At 68.2% G+C, this 18,702-nt stretch carries 17 protein-coding genes; 5 read left to right on the plus strand and 12 right to left on the minus strand.

Annotated elements, in window-relative coordinates:
• Positions 1-91: 91 nt before the first annotated feature.
• The 4 genes from mmsB to ASF21_RS02825 all read right to left on the minus strand — a co-directional run bounded on the left by mmsB (position 92) and on the right by ASF21_RS02825 (position 4,794).
• On the minus strand, positions 92-1,300 hold the full coding sequence (gene mmsB, locus ASF21_RS02810; RefSeq protein ID WP_055766489.1) for a multiple monosaccharide ABC transporter permease: 1,209 nt from the start codon (positions 1,298-1,300) through the stop codon (positions 92-94).
• Positions 1,297-2,844, minus strand: a complete 1,548-nt coding sequence (gene mmsA / locus ASF21_RS02815; protein WP_055766492.1) for a multiple monosaccharide ABC transporter ATP-binding protein — start codon at positions 2,842-2,844, stop codon at positions 1,297-1,299. The genes mmsB and mmsA overlap by 4 nt, the downstream gene beginning before the upstream one ends.
• A 71-nt stretch (positions 2,845-2,915) precedes the next feature.
• A complete protein-coding gene (gene chvE / locus ASF21_RS02820; RefSeq protein WP_055766495.1) occupies positions 2,916-4,034 on the minus strand; it encodes a multiple monosaccharide ABC transporter substrate-binding protein in 1,119 nt (372 codons plus the stop codon).
• 214 nt (positions 4,035-4,248) lie between these two features.
• Positions 4,249-4,794 carry a CGNR zinc finger domain-containing protein gene (locus ASF21_RS02825; protein WP_055766498.1) on the minus strand — a complete coding sequence of 182 codons (546 nt, stop codon included), beginning with the start codon at positions 4,792-4,794 and terminating at the stop codon, positions 4,249-4,251.
• A gap of 88 nt (positions 4,795-4,882) precedes the next feature.
• On the opposite strand from ASF21_RS02825, the gene ASF21_RS02830 reads away from it, so the two are divergent.
• A complete protein-coding gene (locus tag ASF21_RS02830; RefSeq protein ID WP_082471186.1) occupies positions 4,883-5,881 on the plus strand; it encodes an EamA family transporter in 999 nt (332 codons plus the stop codon).
• Positions 5,882-6,035: 154 nt separating this feature from the next.
• Here the strand turns inward: ASF21_RS02830 and ASF21_RS02835 are convergent, their stop codons facing one another.
• Genes ASF21_RS02835 through ASF21_RS02845 form a run of 3 tightly spaced genes read right to left on the minus strand, consistent with a single transcriptional unit; the run spans position 6,036 to position 8,917 of the window.
• A complete protein-coding gene (locus ASF21_RS02835) occupies positions 6,036-8,312 on the minus strand; it encodes a heavy metal translocating P-type ATPase (RefSeq protein ID WP_082471187.1) in 2,277 nt (758 codons plus the stop codon).
• A gap of 1 nt (position 8,313) precedes the next feature.
• The gene (locus tag ASF21_RS02840) at positions 8,314-8,538 is read right to left on the minus strand and encodes a heavy-metal-associated domain-containing protein (RefSeq protein WP_055766500.1); all 225 of its coding nucleotides are present in this window, start codon (positions 8,536-8,538) and stop codon (positions 8,314-8,316) included.
• A 52-nt stretch (positions 8,539-8,590) separates the two neighbouring features.
• The gene (locus ASF21_RS02845; RefSeq protein ID WP_055766504.1) at positions 8,591-8,917 is read right to left on the minus strand and encodes a metal-sensitive transcriptional regulator; all 327 of its coding nucleotides are present in this window, start codon (positions 8,915-8,917) and stop codon (positions 8,591-8,593) included.
• Between the two features lie 150 nt (positions 8,918-9,067).
• Here ASF21_RS02845 and ASF21_RS02850 point away from each other — a divergent pair, with 150 nt between their 5' ends.
• The 3 genes from ASF21_RS02850 (at position 9,068) to ASF21_RS02860 (ending at position 11,463) form a co-directional block, all read left to right on the plus strand.
• Positions 9,068-9,730, plus strand: coding sequence for a DUF305 domain-containing protein (locus ASF21_RS02850; RefSeq protein WP_055766507.1), 663 nt, complete (start codon positions 9,068-9,070; stop codon positions 9,728-9,730).
• 126 nt (positions 9,731-9,856) lie between these two features.
• A complete protein-coding gene (locus ASF21_RS02855) occupies positions 9,857-10,510 on the plus strand; it encodes a DUF3105 domain-containing protein (RefSeq protein WP_055766510.1) in 654 nt (217 codons plus the stop codon).
• A 212-nt stretch (positions 10,511-10,722) separates the two neighbouring features.
• The gene (locus tag ASF21_RS02860; protein WP_055766513.1) at positions 10,723-11,463 is read left to right on the plus strand and encodes a GAF and ANTAR domain-containing protein; all 741 of its coding nucleotides are present in this window, start codon (positions 10,723-10,725) and stop codon (positions 11,461-11,463) included.
• An 85-nt stretch (positions 11,464-11,548) separates the two neighbouring features.
• Here ASF21_RS02860 and ASF21_RS02865 read toward each other — a convergent pair whose 3' ends face one another.
• A complete protein-coding gene (locus ASF21_RS02865; protein WP_055766516.1) occupies positions 11,549-12,388 on the minus strand; it encodes an SDR family oxidoreductase in 840 nt (279 codons plus the stop codon).
• A gap of 59 nt (positions 12,389-12,447) precedes the next feature.
• Here ASF21_RS02865 and ASF21_RS02870 point away from each other — a divergent pair, with 59 nt between their 5' ends.
• Positions 12,448-12,825 (plus strand): winged helix-turn-helix transcriptional regulator, encoded by a 378-nt coding sequence (locus ASF21_RS02870; RefSeq protein WP_055766518.1) that lies wholly within the window; start codon positions 12,448-12,450, stop codon positions 12,823-12,825.
• A 118-nt stretch (positions 12,826-12,943) separates the two neighbouring features.
• On the opposite strand, the gene ASF21_RS02875 is transcribed toward ASF21_RS02870, so the two are convergent.
• The 4 genes from ASF21_RS02875 to ASF21_RS02895 all read right to left on the minus strand — a co-directional run bounded on the left by ASF21_RS02875 (position 12,944) and on the right by ASF21_RS02895 (position 18,701).
• A complete protein-coding gene (locus ASF21_RS02875) occupies positions 12,944-15,088 on the minus strand; it encodes a cytochrome c oxidase assembly protein (RefSeq protein WP_082471188.1) in 2,145 nt (714 codons plus the stop codon).
• On the minus strand, positions 15,081-15,929 hold the full coding sequence (locus ASF21_RS02880) for a DsbA family protein (protein WP_055766524.1): 849 nt from the start codon (positions 15,927-15,929) through the stop codon (positions 15,081-15,083). Before ASF21_RS02880 ends, ASF21_RS02875 begins: the two co-directional genes overlap by 8 nt.
• A 474-nt stretch (positions 15,930-16,403) precedes the next feature.
• Positions 16,404-17,039 (minus strand): hypothetical protein, encoded by a 636-nt coding sequence (locus ASF21_RS02890; RefSeq protein ID WP_055766531.1) that lies wholly within the window; start codon positions 17,037-17,039, stop codon positions 16,404-16,406.
• A 276-nt stretch (positions 17,040-17,315) separates the two neighbouring features.
• A complete protein-coding gene (locus ASF21_RS02895) occupies positions 17,316-18,701 on the minus strand; it encodes an SLC13 family permease (protein WP_235498631.1) in 1,386 nt (461 codons plus the stop codon).
• Between the last annotated feature and the right edge of the window lies 1 nt (position 18,702).

Here is an 18,702-nt window from a genome sequence, read left to right on the forward strand (position 1 = left end):
ATGCCTCGGGCGGGGACGGGCCACCGCCCGTCTCCGCCCGAGGCAGGACGCCCAGGAAGGACGTCGTCGATCATGGAACCGCTGGGCGGGCTCAGCGACCGGTCCTGCGCTTGCTGTACACGTCGAACGCCACCGCGAGCAGGAGGACGAGGCCCTTGATGACCTGCTGCCAGGCTGCGTCCACCGAGAGGATCGACAGTCCCTGGTTGAGGACGCCCATCACCAGGCCACCGATCACGGCACCGATCACCGTCCCGACTCCACCCTGGACAGCGGCGCCGCCGATGAAGACCGCCGCGATCGCGTCGAGCTCGAAGCTGCCGCCCGCGGAGGCGACGGCGCTGCCTGCGCGGGCGGTGCTGACCACCCCGGCGAGACCGGCGAGGAAACCCATGTTCACGAAGATGAAGAAGTTGACCCACTTCGTCTTCACGCCGGACATCATGGCCGCGTAGAGGTTCCCTCCCATGGCATAGACGTGTCGTCCGAACACCGTGCGCGAGAGCAGGAACGAATAGAGGAGGACGAGCGTGGCCAGGATGATGAGGATGATCGGTGTGCCCCGGTTGTACGCCAGCAGGTAGCAGAGGTACATGATGGCGACCACGGCGATGGCGGTCTTCAGGACGAAGGACAGCGTCCGCTCCCGGGGGAGGTTGAGGCGGCGGAGGTCAGCGCGGCCCTTGAGCTGCTGGACGACCAGGGCGAGCGAGGCGAGGGCCCCGATGCCGAGGGTGATGAGATCCGGACTGCCGGTGGACGGGAGCGTGCCGGAGCCGATGGAGTTGAAGGCCCGGGGCAGGCCGCTGATGGTGCCGCCCGTGAGGAGCACGAGGGCGACGCCGCGGAACACGAGCATGCCGGCGAGCGTCACGATGAAGGCGGGTATCCCCACGAAGGCGACCCAGAACCCCTGCCACGCACCGATGAGTGCTCCGACGAGCAGTGACAGGGCGACCGCCGCGCCCCAGGGCAGGCCCCAGCTGTTCATCGAGAGCGCTGCCACTGCACCGACGGTCGCCACGATCGACCCTACGGACAGGTCGATATGGCCGGCGATGATGACGATCACCATCCCGATCGCGAGGATGAGCACGTAGGCGTTCTGCTGGATGAGGTTGCTGACGTTCCCGGGGTACAGGAGACGGCCACCGGTGAGGACCTGGAACAGCACGATGATGACGGCGAGCGCGGCGAGGATGCCGTACTGGCGCATGTCGACCCGTCGCCGTTTCTTCCTCACCGGATCCGGGCGCGGTGGGACGGGAGCAGTGGCCTGCTCGGGAGTGGCGGTGGTCATGAGGCCTGTGCTCCTTCGTTCCTGGCGGCGGTCATGTAGCGCATGAGCTCCTCCTGGGTGGCATGGGCGCGATCCAGCTCGCCGGTGAGCTTGCCTTCCGCGATGGTGTAGATGCGGTCCGAGAGGCCGATCAGCTCGGGCAGCTCACTGGAGATGACGATGACCGCCTTCCCCTGGGCCGCCATCTCGTTGATGATCCCGTAGATCTCGTACTTGGCGCCGACGTCGATCCCGCGCGTGGGCTCATCCAGGATGAGAACGTCCGGTCCTGAATAGATCCACTTGCTGAGCACGACCTTCTGCTGGTTCCCGCCTGACAGGTTCCCGACGACGGAGGAGACGCTCGGCGTCTTGATGTTCATCTGCTTGCGGTACTCGTCCGCGACGGCGTACTCCCTGTTCCGGTCGATGATCCCCAGCCGGGCGAGCTTGCCGAGGGCTGCCGCCGAGACGTTGACCGTGATGCTGCCAATCAGGTTCAGGCCGTAGCGCTTGCGGTCCTCCGTGACATAGGCGATCCCGTTCCGGATCGCCTCCCCCACGGTCCGTGTCTGGATCTCCCTGCCGTCCTTGTAGACCCGTCCGGAGATGCCGGTCCCGTAGGACCGGCCGAAGATGCTCATGGCCAGTTCCGTGCGACCCGCACCCATCAGGCCTGCGAAACCGACGATCTCGCCGGCCCGGACGTGGAAGGACGCCCGGTCCACGACGACGCGTTCCACGTCGATGGGGTGATGCACCGACCAGTCCTCGACCCGGAACTTCTCCTCGCCGATCTCCGGTGTCCTCGGGGGGAACTGGTGGTCGAGGGGGCGCCCCACCATCGCCCGGATGATCCGGGTTTCGATGTCATCGCTGTCCTTCACCGGGAAGGACTCGATCGTCTGTCCGTCACGGATGACGGTGACGGTGTCGGCGATCGCCCGGATCTCCTTGAGCTTGTGGGAGATGATGATCGAGGTGATGCCCTGGTTCCGCAGCTGGTCGATGAGGCCCAGCAGGTGGGCGGAGTCGTCGTCGTTGAGCGCCGCCGTCGGCTCGTCCAGGATGAGGATCCGCACTTCCTTCGACAGGGCCTTCGCGATCTCCACGAGCTGCTGCTTGCCCACGCCCAGTTCGAGCACCCTCGTGGCGGCGTTCTCCTGCAGGCCCACGCGTGCGAGCAGCTCGGTGGCCTGCAGGTTCGTCCTGTTCCAGTCGATCACCCCGCCCCGCTGGACCTCGTTGCCGAGGAAGATGTTCTCCGCGATCGACAGGTACGGACTGAGCGCCAGCTCCTGATGGATGATGACGACGCCGTCACGCTCGCTGTCGTTGATGGAGCCGTACGCCACCGGCTCGCCGTCGATCGTGATCGTGCCATCGAAGCTGCCGTGCGCGTACACGCCGCTGAGCACCTTCATCAGGGTGGATTTCCCGGCGCCGTTCTCACCGCAGATGGCATGCACCTCGCCGCGCTCCACGCTCACCGAGACGCCGTCGAGGGCCCGGATGCCGTTGAACTCCTTCACGATGCCGTTCATCTCGAGGATGACGTTGCTCATGCTGTTCTCGCTTCGCTGTAGGGCAGCACGGGGCGCGGCTCGTCGCCGCGCCCCGTGCTGCCACCCGGTGGTCAGAGACCGATGTCTGCTGCCTTCACGAAGCCGGACTCCACGAGCGTCGGTTCGACGTCGTCCTTCGCCACGACCACGGGATCGAGGAGGTAGGAGGGGACCACCTTGGTGCCGTTGTCGTACGTCTCGGTGTCGTTGACCTCGACCTCCTCGCCGGCGACGATCGCCTGGATCATCGACTCGACCTGGCCGCCGAGCTCGCGGGTGTCCTTCCACACGGTCATCGACTGCTGGTCGGCCAGGATCGCCTTGACGTTGGCGACGTCGGCGTCCTGCCCCGTGATGAGCGGCCAGTCCGTACCCGGCTTGTAGCCGGCGGCGTCCAGGGACGCCTCGATGCCGAGCGCCAGGCTGTCGTTGGGCGAGAGCACGACGTCGACCTTGTCACCGCCGGTATAGAACGACTGCAGGCGGTTGTCCATCTCGGCCTGGGCGTCGTCGGAGCCCCAGCCGAGGATGCCGATGGCCTTCCAGCCGTCATTGTCCGCCGGCGACTTCCCGGAGGGGACGACCAACTGGCCGGACTCGACGTAAGGCAGGAGGACGTCCCAGGCGCCGGCGAAGAAGAAGGCCGCGTTGTTGTCGTCCGGGCTGCCGGCGAAGGGCTCGAGGTTGAAGGGGCCCTTGCCGTCGGCCAGGCCGAGCTGCTCCTCGATGAACTGGCCCTGGAGCTGGCCCACCTTGTAGTTGTCGAACGTGGCGTAGTAGTCCACGGCCTCGGTGCCGTTGATCAGTCGGTCGTAGGCGATGACCTTGACGTCCTGGGACGCAGCGTCCTCGAGGGCGGGTCCGAGGGTCTGTCCGTCGATGGCCGCGACGACGAGGATCTTCGCCCCGCCGGCCACCTGGTTCTGGATCTGGCTGATCTGCTGGTCCGTCTTGTTGTCCGCGTACTGGAGATCCACGGTGCAGTCCGCGGCCTCGAGCTTCTCCTTGAGTCCCTCACCGTCGTTGATCCAGCGCTCGAGGCTGCGGGTGGGCATGGAGATACCGACATTGCAGGTGGCGGCGGAATCGCCGTCGGCGGCCGGCGTGGATCCGGCGGGCGCGCAGGCCGACAGGCCTGCTGCTACGCCGACGGCCAGCAGGGCGGCGGAAACTTTCTTGATCGTGGTCATGGTCGAGCCTTCGAAAGGGATCCGGGCGTCGGCGGACCGGGTGCGGCCTTGACGGCGGCAGGCGGTCCGCTGTCCGGGCGGATCGAGCTGGTACAACGCTGTAGCGCCCCGTCGATGGGATGTCGACAATATGTAGGCGAAGACAACATATCCAGTGATGCGCGTTACATCAAGGCCGATGGCGATCGTTATGCAACTGAGATGGGGCCGGGGCTCAGGCGGAGCGCGCCCGCCGGGCCCGGTACGCCTTCACGTGGGTGCGGTTCGCGCAGTTGCCGGTGTCGCAGAACCGCTTCGAACGGTTGCGGCTGAGATCGAGCACCACGCCGTCGCAGTCCTCCGCCGCGCAGGATCGCAGGCGGTCGAGTTCGTGTCCGCGGATGACGTCGGCGAGGGCCATGGCCGCCTCGGTCGCCATGCGCTCCTCCAGCGGGGCTTCCGGTGCGGTGGCGTGCAGGTGCCAGTCCCACTCGTCGTGCCGCACGAGCTGGGGGAGCGCTTTCGCACGGCGGAGGATCGCGTTCACCAGGGCGACGGCGTCGTCCTCCTCCGCGAACCAGATCACCTCCAACTCGGCGCGCAGGGTCCGCACCGAGGCGAGTTCGGCATCGGTATGGGTGCGCGAGCCGGTGAACCGCTGCTCCGCCAGGAACCGGTCGAGGCCCTCGAGGGTGGCGAGGGGATCCGCGTCATCCTTCCCGGTGTTGATGAGCGCGGCGGCCGAGGAGAGCGCCACCTCCGTGTCATAGGTGAAAGACATGTTGACTCCTGACAGCGTGCACCTCTAATGTCACGACCATAACCACTTGTCAGTCCTGACACCAATCATCGACCCGAAGGGAGCGGACGTGACCCTGCGACCCGCCGCCGGCCTCTGGATAGCCCTCGTCTCGGCTGCGACGTTCGGCGTCTCCGGGCCCTTCGCCAAGTCCCTCCTCGAGATCGGCTGGAGCCCCGGCGCTGCGGTCGGCCTCCGCATCGGCGGGGCCGCCGTCGTGCTCCTCGTCCCGGCACTGATCGCCTTGCACGGCCGCTGGTCGACGGTGCGCGGCAACGCCCTCACCATCGCGATCTACGGCGCGACGGCGATCGCCCTCTGCCAGCTCTTCTACTTCAACGCCGTGCAGCGCATGTCCGTCGGGGTGTCGCTGCTCCTGGAGTACCTCGCGCCCGTGCTCCTCGTCGGGTTCCTCTGGCTGACCTCGCGGAAGGCGCCTCGGCCACTCACTATCATCGGGTCCGTCACGGCGATCCTGGGACTGCTCCTCGTGCTGGACCTCGCCGGGGACACGCGCCTCGATCCGGTCGGGATCCTCTTCGGGCTCGCGGCCGCCGTCTGCCTCGTGGTGTTCTTCCTGATGTCGGCCCGGGTGGACGAGTCCCTGCCGCCGATCGTCATGGCCGGGGGCGGGATGGTCGTCGCCTCCGGCGTGATCCTGGTGCTCGGGCTGACGAACATCATGCCCTTCCGGTTCGTCTTCTCCGATGTCCAGCTGGCCGGGCAGACCTACAGCTGGCTGGTCCCGGTGGCGGTCCTCGTGCTCGTCGCGACGGTCGCGGCCTATGTGACGGGCATCCTCGCCGCGCGGCGCCTCGGGTCGAAGGTGGCGAGCTTCGTGGCCCTGACCGAGGTGATGTTCGCCGTCGTCGCGGCATGGCTCATCCTCGGTGAGCTCCCCGCTGCCGTGCAGCTGCTCGGCGGACTGCTGATCGTCGTTGGTGTCGTGTGCGTGCGCCTCGACGAACTCCGGTCCGCAGCCGTGGACGAGACAGTCGACGGGACAGTGGACGAGACGAGCGGCCGACCCGGCGTTCCCAACCCGGTGGAGTCACTGCCGCGCGTCTGACGGATGCAAAGCGACCCGGCCGCCTGCCGGTATGGTCCCCGTCCGTGACGAGCCGGCAGATGCTGCGCCCTGCACAAGAGCCGATACCCCACGCCTGCCCGCCCCCGCTCGGGGCCTGCCGCCCGGAGCAGCCACCGGGAGGCCGCGCCGCGGGCTACCGCCCGAAGCGGCGGAGCCTGAGCGAGTTGAGGACCACGAGGACGGAACTGGCAGCCATCGCGCCCCCGGCGAGCATGGGATTCAGCAGGCCGAACGCCGCCACGGGGATGCCGACCGCGTTGTAGAAGAACGCCCAGAAGAGGTTCCCCTTGATGGTGCCGAGCGTGCGCCGTGAGAGTTCGATGGCCTGAGCCACCTGCTCGAGGCTGTTCCCCATCACCGTGAGGTCGGCGGCTTCGATGGCCACGTCGGTGCCGGAGCCCATCGCGATACCCAGGTCGGCCTGCGCCAGGGCCGCGGCGTCGTTCACGCCGTCACCGGCCATCGCGACCGTGGCCCCTGCCGCCTGAAGATCCCGAACCACGTCCACTTTGCCCTCCGGCGTGACGCCGGCGTGGACGTCGGCGGCGTCGATTCCCACGGCCGCTGCGACCTGGAGCGCGACGGCGCGGTTGTCACCCGTCAGCAGGACCGGGCGCAGCCCGAGGTCACGCAGCCGCCGGATCGCGGCAGCGGAGCCGTCCTTCACCGTGTCGGACAGGGCGATGAATCCGGCCACGGCGTCGTCGACGGCGACCCACACCGCCGTCGTGCCCGTCCCTTCAGCCGCGGCGAACGCTGCGAGGTGGTCGGCGGTCGGGCGGATGCCGTTGCGCTCCAGCCACGAGGCGCGCCCGGCGGTGACGGTCACGCCGTCGACCGTCCCGCGCACGCCGCCACCGGGTGCGCTCGCGAAGGCCGTGGCCTCGGGGAGCCGGCTTGCCCGGGCTGCGTGCCGGGCTATCGCCTGGGCGATCGGATGCTCGCTCTGCGCCTCGACCGCTCCGGCGAGCCCGAGCAGGGCGGCCGCGGGCAGGTCCGCCAGCACGACGACGTCGTCCACGGCCATGGTTCCCGTGGTGACGGTACCGGTCTTGTCGAGCACGATGGTGTCCACGGTGCGGGTGTCCTCGAGGACCTGGGGGCCGCGGATGAGGATACCGAGCTGGGCGCCGCGCCCCGTGCCGGTGAGGAGCGCCGTCGGGGTCGCGAGTCCGAGGGCGCACGGGCAGGCGATGACGAGCACGGTCACGGACGCGGTGAAGGCCGCATCCAGGTCCCCGGTGAGCACGAGCCACAGAACGAAGGTGAGGACGGCGATCACGAGCACCACGGGCACGAAGACGGCGCTGATGCGGTCCGCGAGGCGGGCGATCCGCGCCTTGCCGCTCTGCGCCTGACTGACCAGGCGGCCCATGTGGGACAGCACCGTGTCCGAGCCGACGCGCGTGGCGCGGACCACGAGCCTGCCGGACGTGTTGATCGTCGCGCCCGTGACCGCATCACCGGGAGCCACCTCCACCGGGATGCTCTCGCCCGTCAGGAGTGCGGTGTCCACGGCACCGTGGCCCTCGGCCACCACGCCGTCGGTCGCGATCTTCTCGCCCGGGCGGACCACGAACTCGTCCCCGGGAATCAGCGCGTGGACGGGAAGCGTGACCTCGGTGCGCTCGCCGTCCACCGTGCGGAGCACGTGTGCTTCCTTGGCGCCGAGGCTCAGCAGTGACTTCAGGGCGTTCCCGGCCCGCTGCTTGGCGGACGCCTCGAGGAAGCGGCCGAGCAGCAGGAAGGTCACGACGACGGCGGCCACCTCGAAGTAGAGCGAGTGTTCCGTCATGTCCATACCGGCCATGCCGGCGTGCTGCGTCAGCGTCGGGTCGGCGAGGAGCTGCCAGGCGGAGAAGAGGAATGCGGCGGTGACGCCGATGGACACGAGCGTGTCCATCGTGGAGGCGAAGTGGCGCGCGTTCACGGCGGCCGCACGGTGGAACGGCCACGCCGACCACGTCACGACGGGCAGGGAGAGGGCGAACACCACCCAGCCCCAGTTCGCGAACTGCAGTGCGGGCACCATCGAGATCAGCAGGACGGGCACGGAGAGCACGGCCGCGAGGGTCAGGCGGGCGCCCAGCAGCGACGGCGTGTGGTCGTGGTCGTGACCGCCCTCGCCGTCGTGCTCGGGCCGCACCACGTGGGCGCCGTACCCGGTGGCGACCACCGTGTCGATCAGGTCCTGGTCGCTGACGCTCGGGGGGACCCGGACGACGGCGGATTCGAGCGGCAGGTTGACGCTCGCCTCGACGCCGTCGAGCTTGCCCAGCTTGCGCTCGACGCGGCCCACGCAGGAGGCGCAGGTCATGCCCTGGATGGAGAGTTCGACGACGCGCTGTTCCCCGGCGATGCCCGCCCCTCCCGATCCCGGGTTCCGGAGCGGGGCCTGCTGCGCGGCCATCTCAGGCCTCCGACGGCACCACGGTGTAGCCGGCTTCGGCGACGGCGGCGTCGATCGAGTCGGCACCGAGTGGTGCTGAGGAGGAGATGGTGGCGGTGGACGTACCGCCGTTGACGAGGTCCACGTCGACGGTCTCGACGCCGGGGAGCCCCCCGAGTTCGCTCTTCACGGCACTGACGCAGTGGCCGCAGGTCATCCCGGTGATGCCGATGGTGGTCGTTGTCATGGTGTTCTCCTTGAGTCGGGTGGGGTGCCGGGTTCTTCCGGCGGGTGGGGTGTCAGCGGAGGAGACGGCCGATGGCGGCCGTCGCTTCCTGGACCTTGTCCTGGACGGCGGTGTCGTCACCGGAGGACTGCGCCTCCTGTGCCGCGCCGACGACACAGTGCGAGATGTGTTCCTCGAGCAGGCCCATGGAGACCGCATGCAGCGCCTTGTTGACCGCGGCGACCTGCGTCAGGATGTCGATGCAGTACTTGTCCTCGTCGACCATCCGAGCGATACCGCGCACCTGGCCCTCGATCCGGCGCAGGCGTTTGAGGTAGGCCTCCTTGTCGGCGGTGTAGCCGTGGGGTGCGGTGTTCTCAGCACGGGTCTCCGTGGTCATCGTGGTCCTCGCATGCTCTCGACTATACCCTCGGGGGGTATAACCGGACCAGTGGCGATTTCATTCCGCTGCTTCGACGGCCGTTCTGCGGCAACGTCCAGCAGCATGCCGTACGGTGGTCAACCGGCACCCCACCGATCCAAGGACACCATGAACATCTCGCTGTCGGGCTGGCAGAAACGCGTTCTCCTCGCCCTGTCCGCGCTCGCCGTCGTCGCGCTCTTCGCCCTCGCCTTCTCGGCAGGTCGCCTGTCCGCCGCGCCCACCCATCCGGGCACCACCAGTGCCGATGCCGGTTTCGCCCGCGACATGCAGGTCCATCACCACCAGGCGGTCGAGATGTCCATGATCGTCCGGGACGAGATGGACGACGAGACGCTGCGGGCGGTCGCCTACGACATCGCCACCACGCAGCAGCAGCAGGCGGGCCAGATGTACGCGTGGCTGGAGGAGTGGGGCCTGTCGCAGAGCAGCACCCAACCCCGGATGGAGTGGATGGCCGGCGCCTCCGGCGATCACGGCGGGATGCAGATGGGGCAGTCGGACGGGTCCGGCTCGATGCTCGAAGCGGACGGCCGGATGCCCGGCATGGCGACCGAGCAGCAACTCGACGAGCTGAGGTCCGCTTCCGGGGACGACGCCGCGCGGCTCTACCTGCAGCTCATGATCACCCACCACGTCGCAGGCGTCGACATGGCGAAGGCAGGGGCAGAGCTGGGGACCACCGACCAGGTCCGCGACCTCGCATCGAAGATCCAGTCGGGGCAGCAGTCGGAGATCACGCTGATGGAGTCCCTGCTCGACAAGCTCTGACCGAACCGTCGACCCGACCCGCGCGCCCGCCGGTTCGGGGACTGGCAGCACCCGCCGGTACATTGGGTTCCGGCGCCACCCGATCCGCGGCCGTTGCCGCAGACCCCCAGCACTGAAGGACGACCGTTGAACAAGAAGCGATCACAGGAGAACCAGGACCGCCAGGCGCGCCTGGCCGCCATCCAGGCCGAGCAGCGGGCCGGTGAGCGCAAGCGCAACGCCCTCATCTTCGGCGGGATCGGTGCCGTGATCCTGGCCGTCATCATCGCCGTGACCCTGGTGATCGTGAACCAGGTCCAGGTCAACCAGGAGCGCGAGGCGGCGGCGTCCCAGCCCATCGAAGGCATCCAGGAGTACCCGGACGTGACCTTCAACCACGTCGAGGGTGAGGTCGAGTACGACCAGGCCCCACCCGTCGGTGGGGACCACAATCCCATCTGGACGAACTGCGGTGTGTACACCGAGCCCGTGCCGAACGTGAACTCCGTCCACTCGATGGAGCACGGCGCTGTCTGGATCACGTACGACCCGGAGATCGGGCAGGCCGAGATCGACAAGCTCACGGAGCTCGTGGGGACCCGGTCCTACGTGCTGCTCAGCCCGTACCCCGACCTGGACACCCCGATCGCGGCCAGCGCCTGGGGCCTCCAGCTCAAGGTCGACTCCGCGGACGATGCCCGTCTCGCCACCTTCCTCGACAAGTACATCCAGGGTGAGCAGACCCGCGAGCCCGGCGCCGCCTGCTCGGGGGGCCTCACGCCGGCGGGTCGCGCCTCCTAGTCGGACCGGTCCCGGGTCCGTCCGCAGTGGGCGCGCCGTCGTCGTACCGCGCACGTGCCCGCCCCGTCCAGGGCGGGCGCGCCGTCGGCGTCGTACAGCGTGCCCACGTGTCCGGGGCGGAAATCCCAGCCTTCCGTCGGAGCGACCCGGCCCGGTAGCGTGACCTCAGCGGACCGCGCGGACGTGGCCCGAAGGTGAGGGAAGGCGCTGTGATGACTGACGACAGGATCCTTGGTGAGGTCAGCCTGCCGCGGATGCTGCAGGACATGGTGCTCGAGAGCCCCGACATCCACCAGTTCCTCGATGGCCTGGCCGGGCTCGCCGCCGACAGGCTCTCCTCCGAGGGTACCGAGATGCTGTGTGGGATCACTTTGCTGAGGCCTCGGTCCAAGGGCACGGTGGCGAGCAGCAGCGAGCAGGCCCGGCTGATGGACGAGATCCAGTACCAGTTCGACGACGGCCCTTGCATCCGCGCCGCCCGGGAGGGTCAGGTCTACGTGGTCACGGACTTCCGCGAGGAATCACGCTTCGGCGAGTACCCGAAGGCGGTCGCCGGACACGGGTTGAGATCCGCCCTCGGTGTGCCGATCCCCCTCGACGGCTTCGCGGCGGCCGGCCTCAACCTGTACTCCCCGCAGCCCGGAGCCTTCGATGACGCGATGATCACCGCGGTGAGCGATCTGGCGCGGGAGGCATCGCAGTCGCTGCGCCTGGCCGTGCGCGTGGCCCACCTCTCCGACACCGGGAAGCAGCTCCGGGACGCCATGAGCTCCCGGACCACCATCGACGTGGCGGCCGGCGTCATCATGGGCCAGAACCGCTGCAGCCACGACACCGCGATGACCATCCTCAAGGCGGCCTCGAGCGGGCGCAATGTGAAACTGGCGGAGATCGCGGCCGCCGTGGTCGCATCGATCGGCCAGCAACTCCCCGAGACACACTTCGACGCCTGAGGGCGGGCGAACCCGCCGCTCGGGAGGTCGACCGGGCGTGGGCGTCGTGCGCTGCATCGGCTGGGTGGAATCCGAGCCGTGAGGGTCAGGCGTTCGTGTCGCGGAGCCATGCCTCGACGGAGCGCGGATGACGCCCGAGGAGTGTCTGCGCACTGCGGCTCGCGTCGATGACGTCATCCTGCTGGGTGGACCGCGCACGGTACGAGTCGATGACGGGGGTCATGGCGTCGCCCCCGAAGATCGGGATCAGTGAGTCGCCGAAGGCCTCCGGCGTCTGTGACTCGAAACGGACGGGGTGTGCCAGGTAGGCGGCGAAGCCCGCGGCGAGGTCATCACCGAGAAGCCCGGGACGTGCCCCGACGGCTATGGTGCCGGTGATGTCCACCCGGTCGAACAGCTGCGCGGCGACGTCGGCGACGTCGAGATGCGAGCTCCAGGAGACGCGATAATCGGCCCGGATCGGATAGGGCAGGACGCCGTGCTCACGGGCGGCGGCGATCACCGGTGGCAGCAGCAGGTTCTCGAGGTAGAGGCGCGGGGCGATGATCGCGGTCGACACGCCGGTATCGAGCAGGCCGCGCATCAGGACACCGTGCGGGCTGTCCTCGCCCTCCCCGAGGTCGTACCCGCTGGTGGAGAAGACGACACGGGCCGGCCGGGCTTCGTCCACGGCGGCGATGATCGTCCGGGCCAGTTCGAGCTGCTGCCCGGGCGAGCCGAGGGGCAGGTGGACGAAGACCCCGTCGACGCCGGTGTACGCGTCGGCGAGTGCTGCGGCATTGGAGAGGTCGATGGCGACGGCGGGGCCCTGCTGGTAGGTCTGGGGGTTGCGGACGGCGGCGGTCACGGAGTGGCCTGCCTGAAGGAGTGCGGTAGCGACGGGAGCGCCCTGGGCGCCGGTCGCTCCGTGGATGATGAAGGTCATGCGCCCATTAGTGCATATGATGCATTGGTTACGTCAACTGCACTGGAAGGAGACCATCCATGTCGTTCACGCCGGAGGTGTGGCCCGAGTGCGGGATAGCCCGGTTCCTGACACTGCTTGATGGCCCATGGGCAACTCTCGTCGTGCGGGAACTCTTGAACGGACCGTTGCGCTTCACGGATCTGAAGAACGCGTTACCGGGTATCAGTGCGCACACGCTGACCAACCGGCTGCGCCGGTTCGAGACGTACGGGATCGTCACCCGCACGGTCTACCCCGAGATCCCACCACGGGTCGAGTACGAGCTCACCCCGATCGGCTACGACCTGCGGGCAGTCCTCGAAGCGATGAATGCGTGGGCCGGCTCCGTCCCCGACGTCCGGACGGACGACGCCGTCGTCCTGCCGTCGTCCTGCACGACCCCTGCCCTGTCCTAGCCGATCGCACCCCCGCCCCCCGCCCCCGCCTCGGGGCGGGGGCGGGGAGCGTCGGGTGACCGATCCCGTGGAGGCGCCGGCCGGCCTGCGGAGGCACCGATACCCGGGCGACGACCCGTCAGGGGTGTTCCGGTGGTGCTGGGGGAGCTCCCGTGTGCAGCTGGTGAAGATGGTCGTTGTAGGCGCGGAGGGCGGCGTCACCGTTCCTGTCCGCGGCGCGGTCCTCGCGGAGTGCGCGGCGTTGGTCGTCCTTCCTCCACGCGACGGCGACCGCCAGTGCGAGGAGCAGCGTGGGCAGCTCGCCGACACCCCAGGCAATGGCTCCTCCTCGTTGCTGGTCGGCGAGGAGCGCTTCCTGATTCGTCAGTTGCAGATCCGCCCACCACCCGGGTGCGAGGATCTCCGTGCCGTTGAGCAGGGACAGCCCGAAGAAGGCATGGAACGCCATGGTGGCCAGCAGGATGATGAGGCGGAACGGGAACGGTGCACGCGCCGGGCCGGGGTCTGTCCCGATGAGTACCCAGGCGAAGAGGTATCCGGTGAGGATGAAGTGGATGCACATCAGCACGTGCCCGAGGTGGGTGGACAGGGACAACTCGAAGGCCGGCGAATAGTAGAACCCGATGAGGCTCCCGATGAACAGCAAGCCTGCCACGGGAGGTCTGGTGAGGAAGTGGCTGTAGCGGGAGGTGAAGATCCACAGCGTCCATTCACGCAGGCCCCTGCTGCCGTCCGTGCGTGCAGGGGTGGCACGGAGCAGGAGGAGGATCGGCGCACCGATGACGAGGAGGATCGGCGCATACATCATGAGGCCCATGTGCTGGATCATGTGCCCGGAGAAGCTCGTCTTCCCGTACACGGCCGGGCCGCCGCTGGTGAGCCAGATGAGGAGGGCGCATCCCGCGAGGAACGCGGCGGTCCGAGGCAGCGACCACAGATCTCCCCTGCGGCGCAGGATGATCACGGCACGGATGTAGGCGATGGCGGCCGCGACGATGAAGAGGTTGACCACCCAGTCCGGGTGCCAGGCTCCGAGGAAATGGGGAATGGTCAGCGGCTCGGGCCAGAGATAGCCCAGGAGGGACCGCCGCAGGTCGACGTCGGCGATCGATCCCTGGGGTACAGGTGGGGGACTGGCGGCGAGGCCCACGGAGATCCCGATGGTCAGGATCATCAGCGCGGCCTCGGATGCCCCGAACAGAGTCAGGGCGCGGCGATCCTCCGGGTTCTCGTCGAGGCGGGGGAGGATGCGACGGCGCTGGTACCAGCCGGCGAGTCCGAGTACCCCCAGGGCCAGGATCTTGACGACGATCAGCTGCCCGTAAGGTGTGGTGAGGTTCTCCCAGGGGCCGATGCGCAAGCGGGCGTTGATGATCCCTGAGTACGCGACCGCGGTGAAGGAAAGGAGGGCCAGGGTCGAGTACCGGCGCAGGACCCGACCTGTGTCCGTGCCGAGCCGGAAGCCGAGCAGCAGGATCGCGGCCAGACCGCCCACCCACACGCAGACCCCGACCAGGTGCAGGGCGAGGGAGTTGACCGCGTTGCCGTGATCGTCGGAGCCCGCCGCGTGTCCGGCCCACGCCAGCGGGAGAACCCCCATCATGGCTACGGCCAGCATGATGCCGGCCCCGGTGCTCGAGCGCACCATGGGCAGGAACGTCACGAGCAGGAAGACGGCCAGCAGGGCGACCAGGAGGATCTCGCCGAGATCGAGTTCGGTGATGAAGAACATGAAGAGCGGGAAGAATTCCTCGGTGTTGATCGGTTGGCCTGCCGTGTCCGCCGCGATGAACACCAGGGATGCGACCGACGAGACGAACCAGACACCTGAGGAGAGCCACGCCCAGTTCAGGGCCTTCCACTGGGCGAACCCGATGATGGCCCTGTTCGCTTCGGCGCCGGGCAGGGCGACCGAGCACAGCAGGAGCAAGCCGATGGTGAACGCTGCGCTGAAGTCCTGGAGCACGCGGGCCAGGGGGCGGGCGTGGACGACGAAATCACCGGGATCGAGGATCGTCGTCCGATAGGTGGTCAGGGCTTCCGTGACGTACATGGCCAGGATCGTCGCCCCCAGTCCCAGGGGAACCGCGATACCCAGGACGACCTGCAGGACCGCCCGTTCCGGTGCTGGGCGCCGGCCCTTCGTCCCGGTCCCCCCTGCGGTCACGACGACGGTCCGCTCGACCTGCACCTGTCCTTTAGCCGGCTCCGCCTGCTCTGCCGCGGGCCCTTGTTCCTGCTGCTGGGATCCCGGCTCAGTCATTGCGGGCCGCGATGGCGGTGGTGACTGCTGATTCGAAGTCGGCGGGGGAGGCCAGTTCCTTGCCGTCCACGTACACCGTGGGGGTGCCGGTGATCCCATCGGCTGATGCGCTCTTGCTGACGAAGCTCACCCACGGACGGAAGGTGTCCTCCTCCAGGCAGGCTGTGATGTCCTCGGCCCCCGTATCCTCCGCGTGGGAGGCGAGGTCGCTGTTGTCCAGTTCTCCGTTCGGGAAGTTCGCGAACAGGGCTGCCAGGAACGGCAGGTACGCCTGGGGAGAGGTTTCGGCTGTGCAGGAGAGCGCGTTGGCTGCCCTGGAGGAGTAGGCGGTGGTCGAATTCCGGTCGAGGAAGGCGACGGTGCGGTACTCCATGGTGATGTCGCCGTTCTGCAGCCACGACCGGATCTGCTCCGCGTAGGCGCTCTCGAAGTCCGCGCAGTGCACGCAGTTGACGTCGACCCAGGCGATGACGGGGACCGGTCCCTGTCCTCCGGGGTCCGTGACCCCGCCCGGCGTGATGGTCGCCGCGCTGGTCCCGTCAGGCAGGGCGACGGTCTCGGCGTCGACGTCGCGGTCCTCCCCGGGTATGAGCTGGGTGGGAGACGTGAGGGTGATGCCCCCGTACTGATTGCCGTAGGCCGGTGCGGGACCGGCGGTCGGGATGCCCGCCCGGCTCGTGGCGACGATGACGACGGCGACGACTGCCAGAAGGGCTGCGAGGCCTCCGACGATGCCCCAGCGCAGGAGCAGGCGGGAGCGTTTCGCCCCCCGTTCGTGGTCGAGGCGTACGCGCTGAGCGGTCTGCCGTGCCGATGATGATGCTGCTGATGAACGATTCATGGTGGTCCTTGGTGACGGGGTCGGCGCGGGTGGGCCCGGCGCTGACCATCAGGCGATGAAGAGGGGTGCCCCGGATGAGGCTGCCGTTCCGGCCGCCGGGAAGGGTGACGAGAACCGGGGAGCCACGGGGCGTGGTCCACTCGGGCAGCGGCTCGAGCTCATCGGGGTGTTGTCGGACGGGAACCGGCCATCGACGTCGATCCGGGACAGGACCCGCGGTGCACGATGAACGGGCCGTCGGCCAGGTCGTCGAGTGGTTGCGTCAGCGTGGCGCCGGTAAGGCCTGGTTCTCCTGCACGTCGGTGCACCGATGACTGGTCCACGACTTTGGCTGCTGTACCGACGTCCACGAAGTCTGCGCTGAAGACCGGTTCGATGGTTTGCGGAGCGCCGCCCAGGATGCCCCCGCCCACTCGGTACGTGGGAGAGGAGGACGTTCCGATCGAGGCCCAGGGGCATCGATCGGCCGCGTGGTCAGGGGACGGCGATCCCGAGCAGGGGAGGGCCCCTCAGCCGGCGACGCGTGTCGCAGTGCAGGAGGTCGTAGAGAAAGGGCGAGCCGTCACCGAACGCCATCAGGCGCCGGGCGTCGGCGATGGGAACGCGGCGGGCGACGACCATGATCGCGTCGATGGTCGCGCAGAGGATGGCGAGCAACGCCCACCACAGGTGATCTGCATGGCGGATCAGAGCGACGCCGACGACGCCCGCGAGGAGGTGCGAGAGCAGCATCAGGGCGCTCATCCCGCTCGCCTCCGGGGTGTGCGCCAGACCCGGCGAAGCCATGAGTGTGCTTGCGCCGTGCAGATGATGCGGCGCAGCGACGGCGCCATCCGGATTCCCGCCGGATGTGGCGAACATGCCGAAGAGCCCGTGGAAGACCAGCTGGCTGGCTGCTACCCCCAAGACGACGCGCGGGAGGGTCAACCGGCGTCCGGCGAGGATCACACAGACGAGCCCCCCTGCCACGAGGGACACCACGACGGCGACCAGGGGAACGGTGCCTCCGGCGGCGGCATGGGAGGCGGCAGCGAGGAAGGTGGCCATGGCAGCACTGAGCCAACCCCGCACGAGACGCGAGGTAGGTGTCATGTTCTGATGGCCGTTCATCGGTCCTCCTCCTGCGATCATCGTAACCTTCTCTACAAGTCGTAGAAACTGGCGTGTCGGCCGGCCTGTTCTCCTTCTCAGGGAGCTTCGTCCTCCGCGAGGGTCGCCGACGGCGGTCGGATGCACGGTTGCACCTCGGTCGCGACGGGGGGCCACTCATGCCAGAAGCCCCGACCCGGTCCCAGGTCGAGGCTTCTGGCGTTCTTCCATCCACTGAGGCCTGCCTTTGGGCTCGCCGAGTACAGGTGGGGTGAAGGACCTCTCGTCCCGAGGTGTCTAGCCCAGCCCGAGGTGGACGAAGACGAACCAGACGAGGACGGGAACGATGGCGATCATGGCGATGGCCCAGAGGAGTAGTGCTCGGAAGAAGAGCCGCTCGTCCTTGGGTTGGGCGCTTGCCATGAGGAGTGCCCCGCTGGTCGACATGGGGCTGACATCCACGACCGACGAGCTGATGGCGATCGCCGTGACGACGCCGATGGGTGTCAGGAGAGGGTCTATGGCGATGGGGGTCACGATGGGGCTGATGACTCCGAGTGTGCCGGTGGTGGAGGCGAAGGCGGAGACGATGGCAACGACGTAGCTCGTGATGAGTGCTGCAGCCGAGCTGTTGCCGAGGCTGGCGATCCCGGACTGGAGTTCCTCGAGGGCGCCCATCTCCTCCAGCATCCCGACGTAGGTGACGATGCCGGTGACGAGGACGATCGCGGACCAGGGCATGTTCTCGACCGCTGGTTTCTGTACTCCTGGGTCGATGCAGATCAAGGCCAGGGCCACGATGAGCGAGGCTACGCCGACGTCGAGGCCCGCGACAGTGGTGAGGACCAGGAGTGCGACGATCCCGAGCAGGGTCAGGACGCGCATAGGGGTGACGGCGACCTTGATCGGCCCGGTGGCGACAGGTTCTTCCGGCACGGCCAGCGCTGTATCACGTCGTACTCGTGTACCAGCGGACTCGAACTCGGTGTCGGCGCCCACTGATGGGCCACCCGACCCGGCCGAGTCCGCTGCTGCTGCGTCGACGTCGGTGCGGAGGGTTTCGTGGTCGTTCTTCCTCAGCTCGCGGCGTCGCATGATTGCTTGCACAAGGATGTAGGCAAGAGCGGCGAGTACGGCGTTGAAGACGAAGCAGTAGAGGTAGAGCTTGAGGGAATCAGCGGAGGCGCCGGCATCGTCGAGCATCACGTTCGCCAGAACACCGAAGGGATTCACGGGTGAGAAAGCGCCGGCATTGGCGCCCTGAACGACGACGAGCCCCATGGCGAGGGTGCTGATACCGAAGCGCGTGCCGAGGGCGAGAGCCACGGGGGCCACGATGGCGATGGCTGCCGGCGTGAAGGCTCCTGCCGACGCGAGGAGGGCGGTCAGAAGGAACATCAGAATCGGCACGAGAACTCTACGATCGCCGGCGAGGCGTTCAGCCCAATACGCCAGCAGATCGATGGTGCCGTTGATCCGAACGATGGCGAAGAGCAGGGTCGCCCCTACCAGGATGAAGAACAGTCCGGAGGGGAATTGAGCGATGACGTCGGCGATGGGTAGCCCGGCGAGGAGGGTTCCGACCCCGAATGCGGCAACGGTCGCGATGAGGCCCGCATTGATCCGTGTGAAGGACCCGACGGCGAAGGCGACGATGAGGACTGCGAAAGCGATGAGGGACATC

The organism is Arthrobacter sp. Leaf234 (assembly GCF_001422665.1).
Taxonomy (GTDB): domain Bacteria; phylum Actinomycetota; class Actinomycetes; order Actinomycetales; family Micrococcaceae; genus Arthrobacter_D.

What these genes read in the sequence shown, in the direction of transcription:
- mmsB (WP_055766489.1), bottom strand. Translation starts at nt 1,300, where the DNA reads ATGACCACCGCCACTCCCGAGCAGGCCACTGCTCCCGTCCCACCGCGC.
- mmsA (WP_055766492.1), bottom strand. Translation starts at nt 2,844, where the DNA reads ATGAGCAACGTCATCCTCGAGATGAACGGCATCGTGAAGGAGTTCAAC.
- chvE (WP_055766495.1), bottom strand. Translation starts at nt 4,034, where the DNA reads ATGACCACGATCAAGAAAGTTTCCGCCGCCCTGCTGGCCGTCGGCGTA.
- ASF21_RS02825 (WP_055766498.1), bottom strand. Translation starts at nt 4,794, where the DNA reads ATGTCTTTCACCTATGACACGGAGGTGGCGCTCTCCTCGGCCGCCGCG.
- ASF21_RS02835 (WP_082471187.1), bottom strand. Translation starts at nt 8,312, where the DNA reads ATGGCCGCGCAGCAGGCCCCGCTCCGGAACCCGGGATCGGGAGGGGCG.
- ASF21_RS02840 (WP_055766500.1), bottom strand. Translation starts at nt 8,538, where the DNA reads ATGACAACGACCACCATCGGCATCACCGGGATGACCTGCGGCCACTGC.
- ASF21_RS02845 (WP_055766504.1), bottom strand. Translation starts at nt 8,917, where the DNA reads ATGACCACGGAGACCCGTGCTGAGAACACCGCACCCCACGGCTACACC.
- ASF21_RS02850 (WP_055766507.1), top strand. Translation starts at nt 9,068, where the DNA reads ATGAACATCTCGCTGTCGGGCTGGCAGAAACGCGTTCTCCTCGCCCTG.
- ASF21_RS02860 (WP_055766513.1), top strand. Translation starts at nt 10,723, where the DNA reads ATGACTGACGACAGGATCCTTGGTGAGGTCAGCCTGCCGCGGATGCTG.
- ASF21_RS02865 (WP_055766516.1), bottom strand. Translation starts at nt 12,388, where the DNA reads ATGACCTTCATCATCCACGGAGCGACCGGCGCCCAGGGCGCTCCCGTC.
- ASF21_RS02870 (WP_055766518.1), top strand. Translation starts at nt 12,448, where the DNA reads ATGTCGTTCACGCCGGAGGTGTGGCCCGAGTGCGGGATAGCCCGGTTC.
- ASF21_RS02875 (WP_082471188.1), bottom strand. Translation starts at nt 15,088, where the DNA reads ATGACTGAGCCGGGATCCCAGCAGCAGGAACAAGGGCCCGCGGCAGAG.
- ASF21_RS02880 (WP_055766524.1), bottom strand. Translation starts at nt 15,929, where the DNA reads ATGAATCGTTCATCAGCAGCATCATCATCGGCACGGCAGACCGCTCAG.
- ASF21_RS02890 (WP_055766531.1), bottom strand. Translation starts at nt 17,039, where the DNA reads ATGAACGGCCATCAGAACATGACACCTACCTCGCGTCTCGTGCGGGGT.
- ASF21_RS02895 (WP_235498631.1), bottom strand. Translation starts at nt 18,701, where the DNA reads ATGTCCCTCATCGCTTTCGCAGTCCTCATCGTCGCCTTCGCCGTCGGG.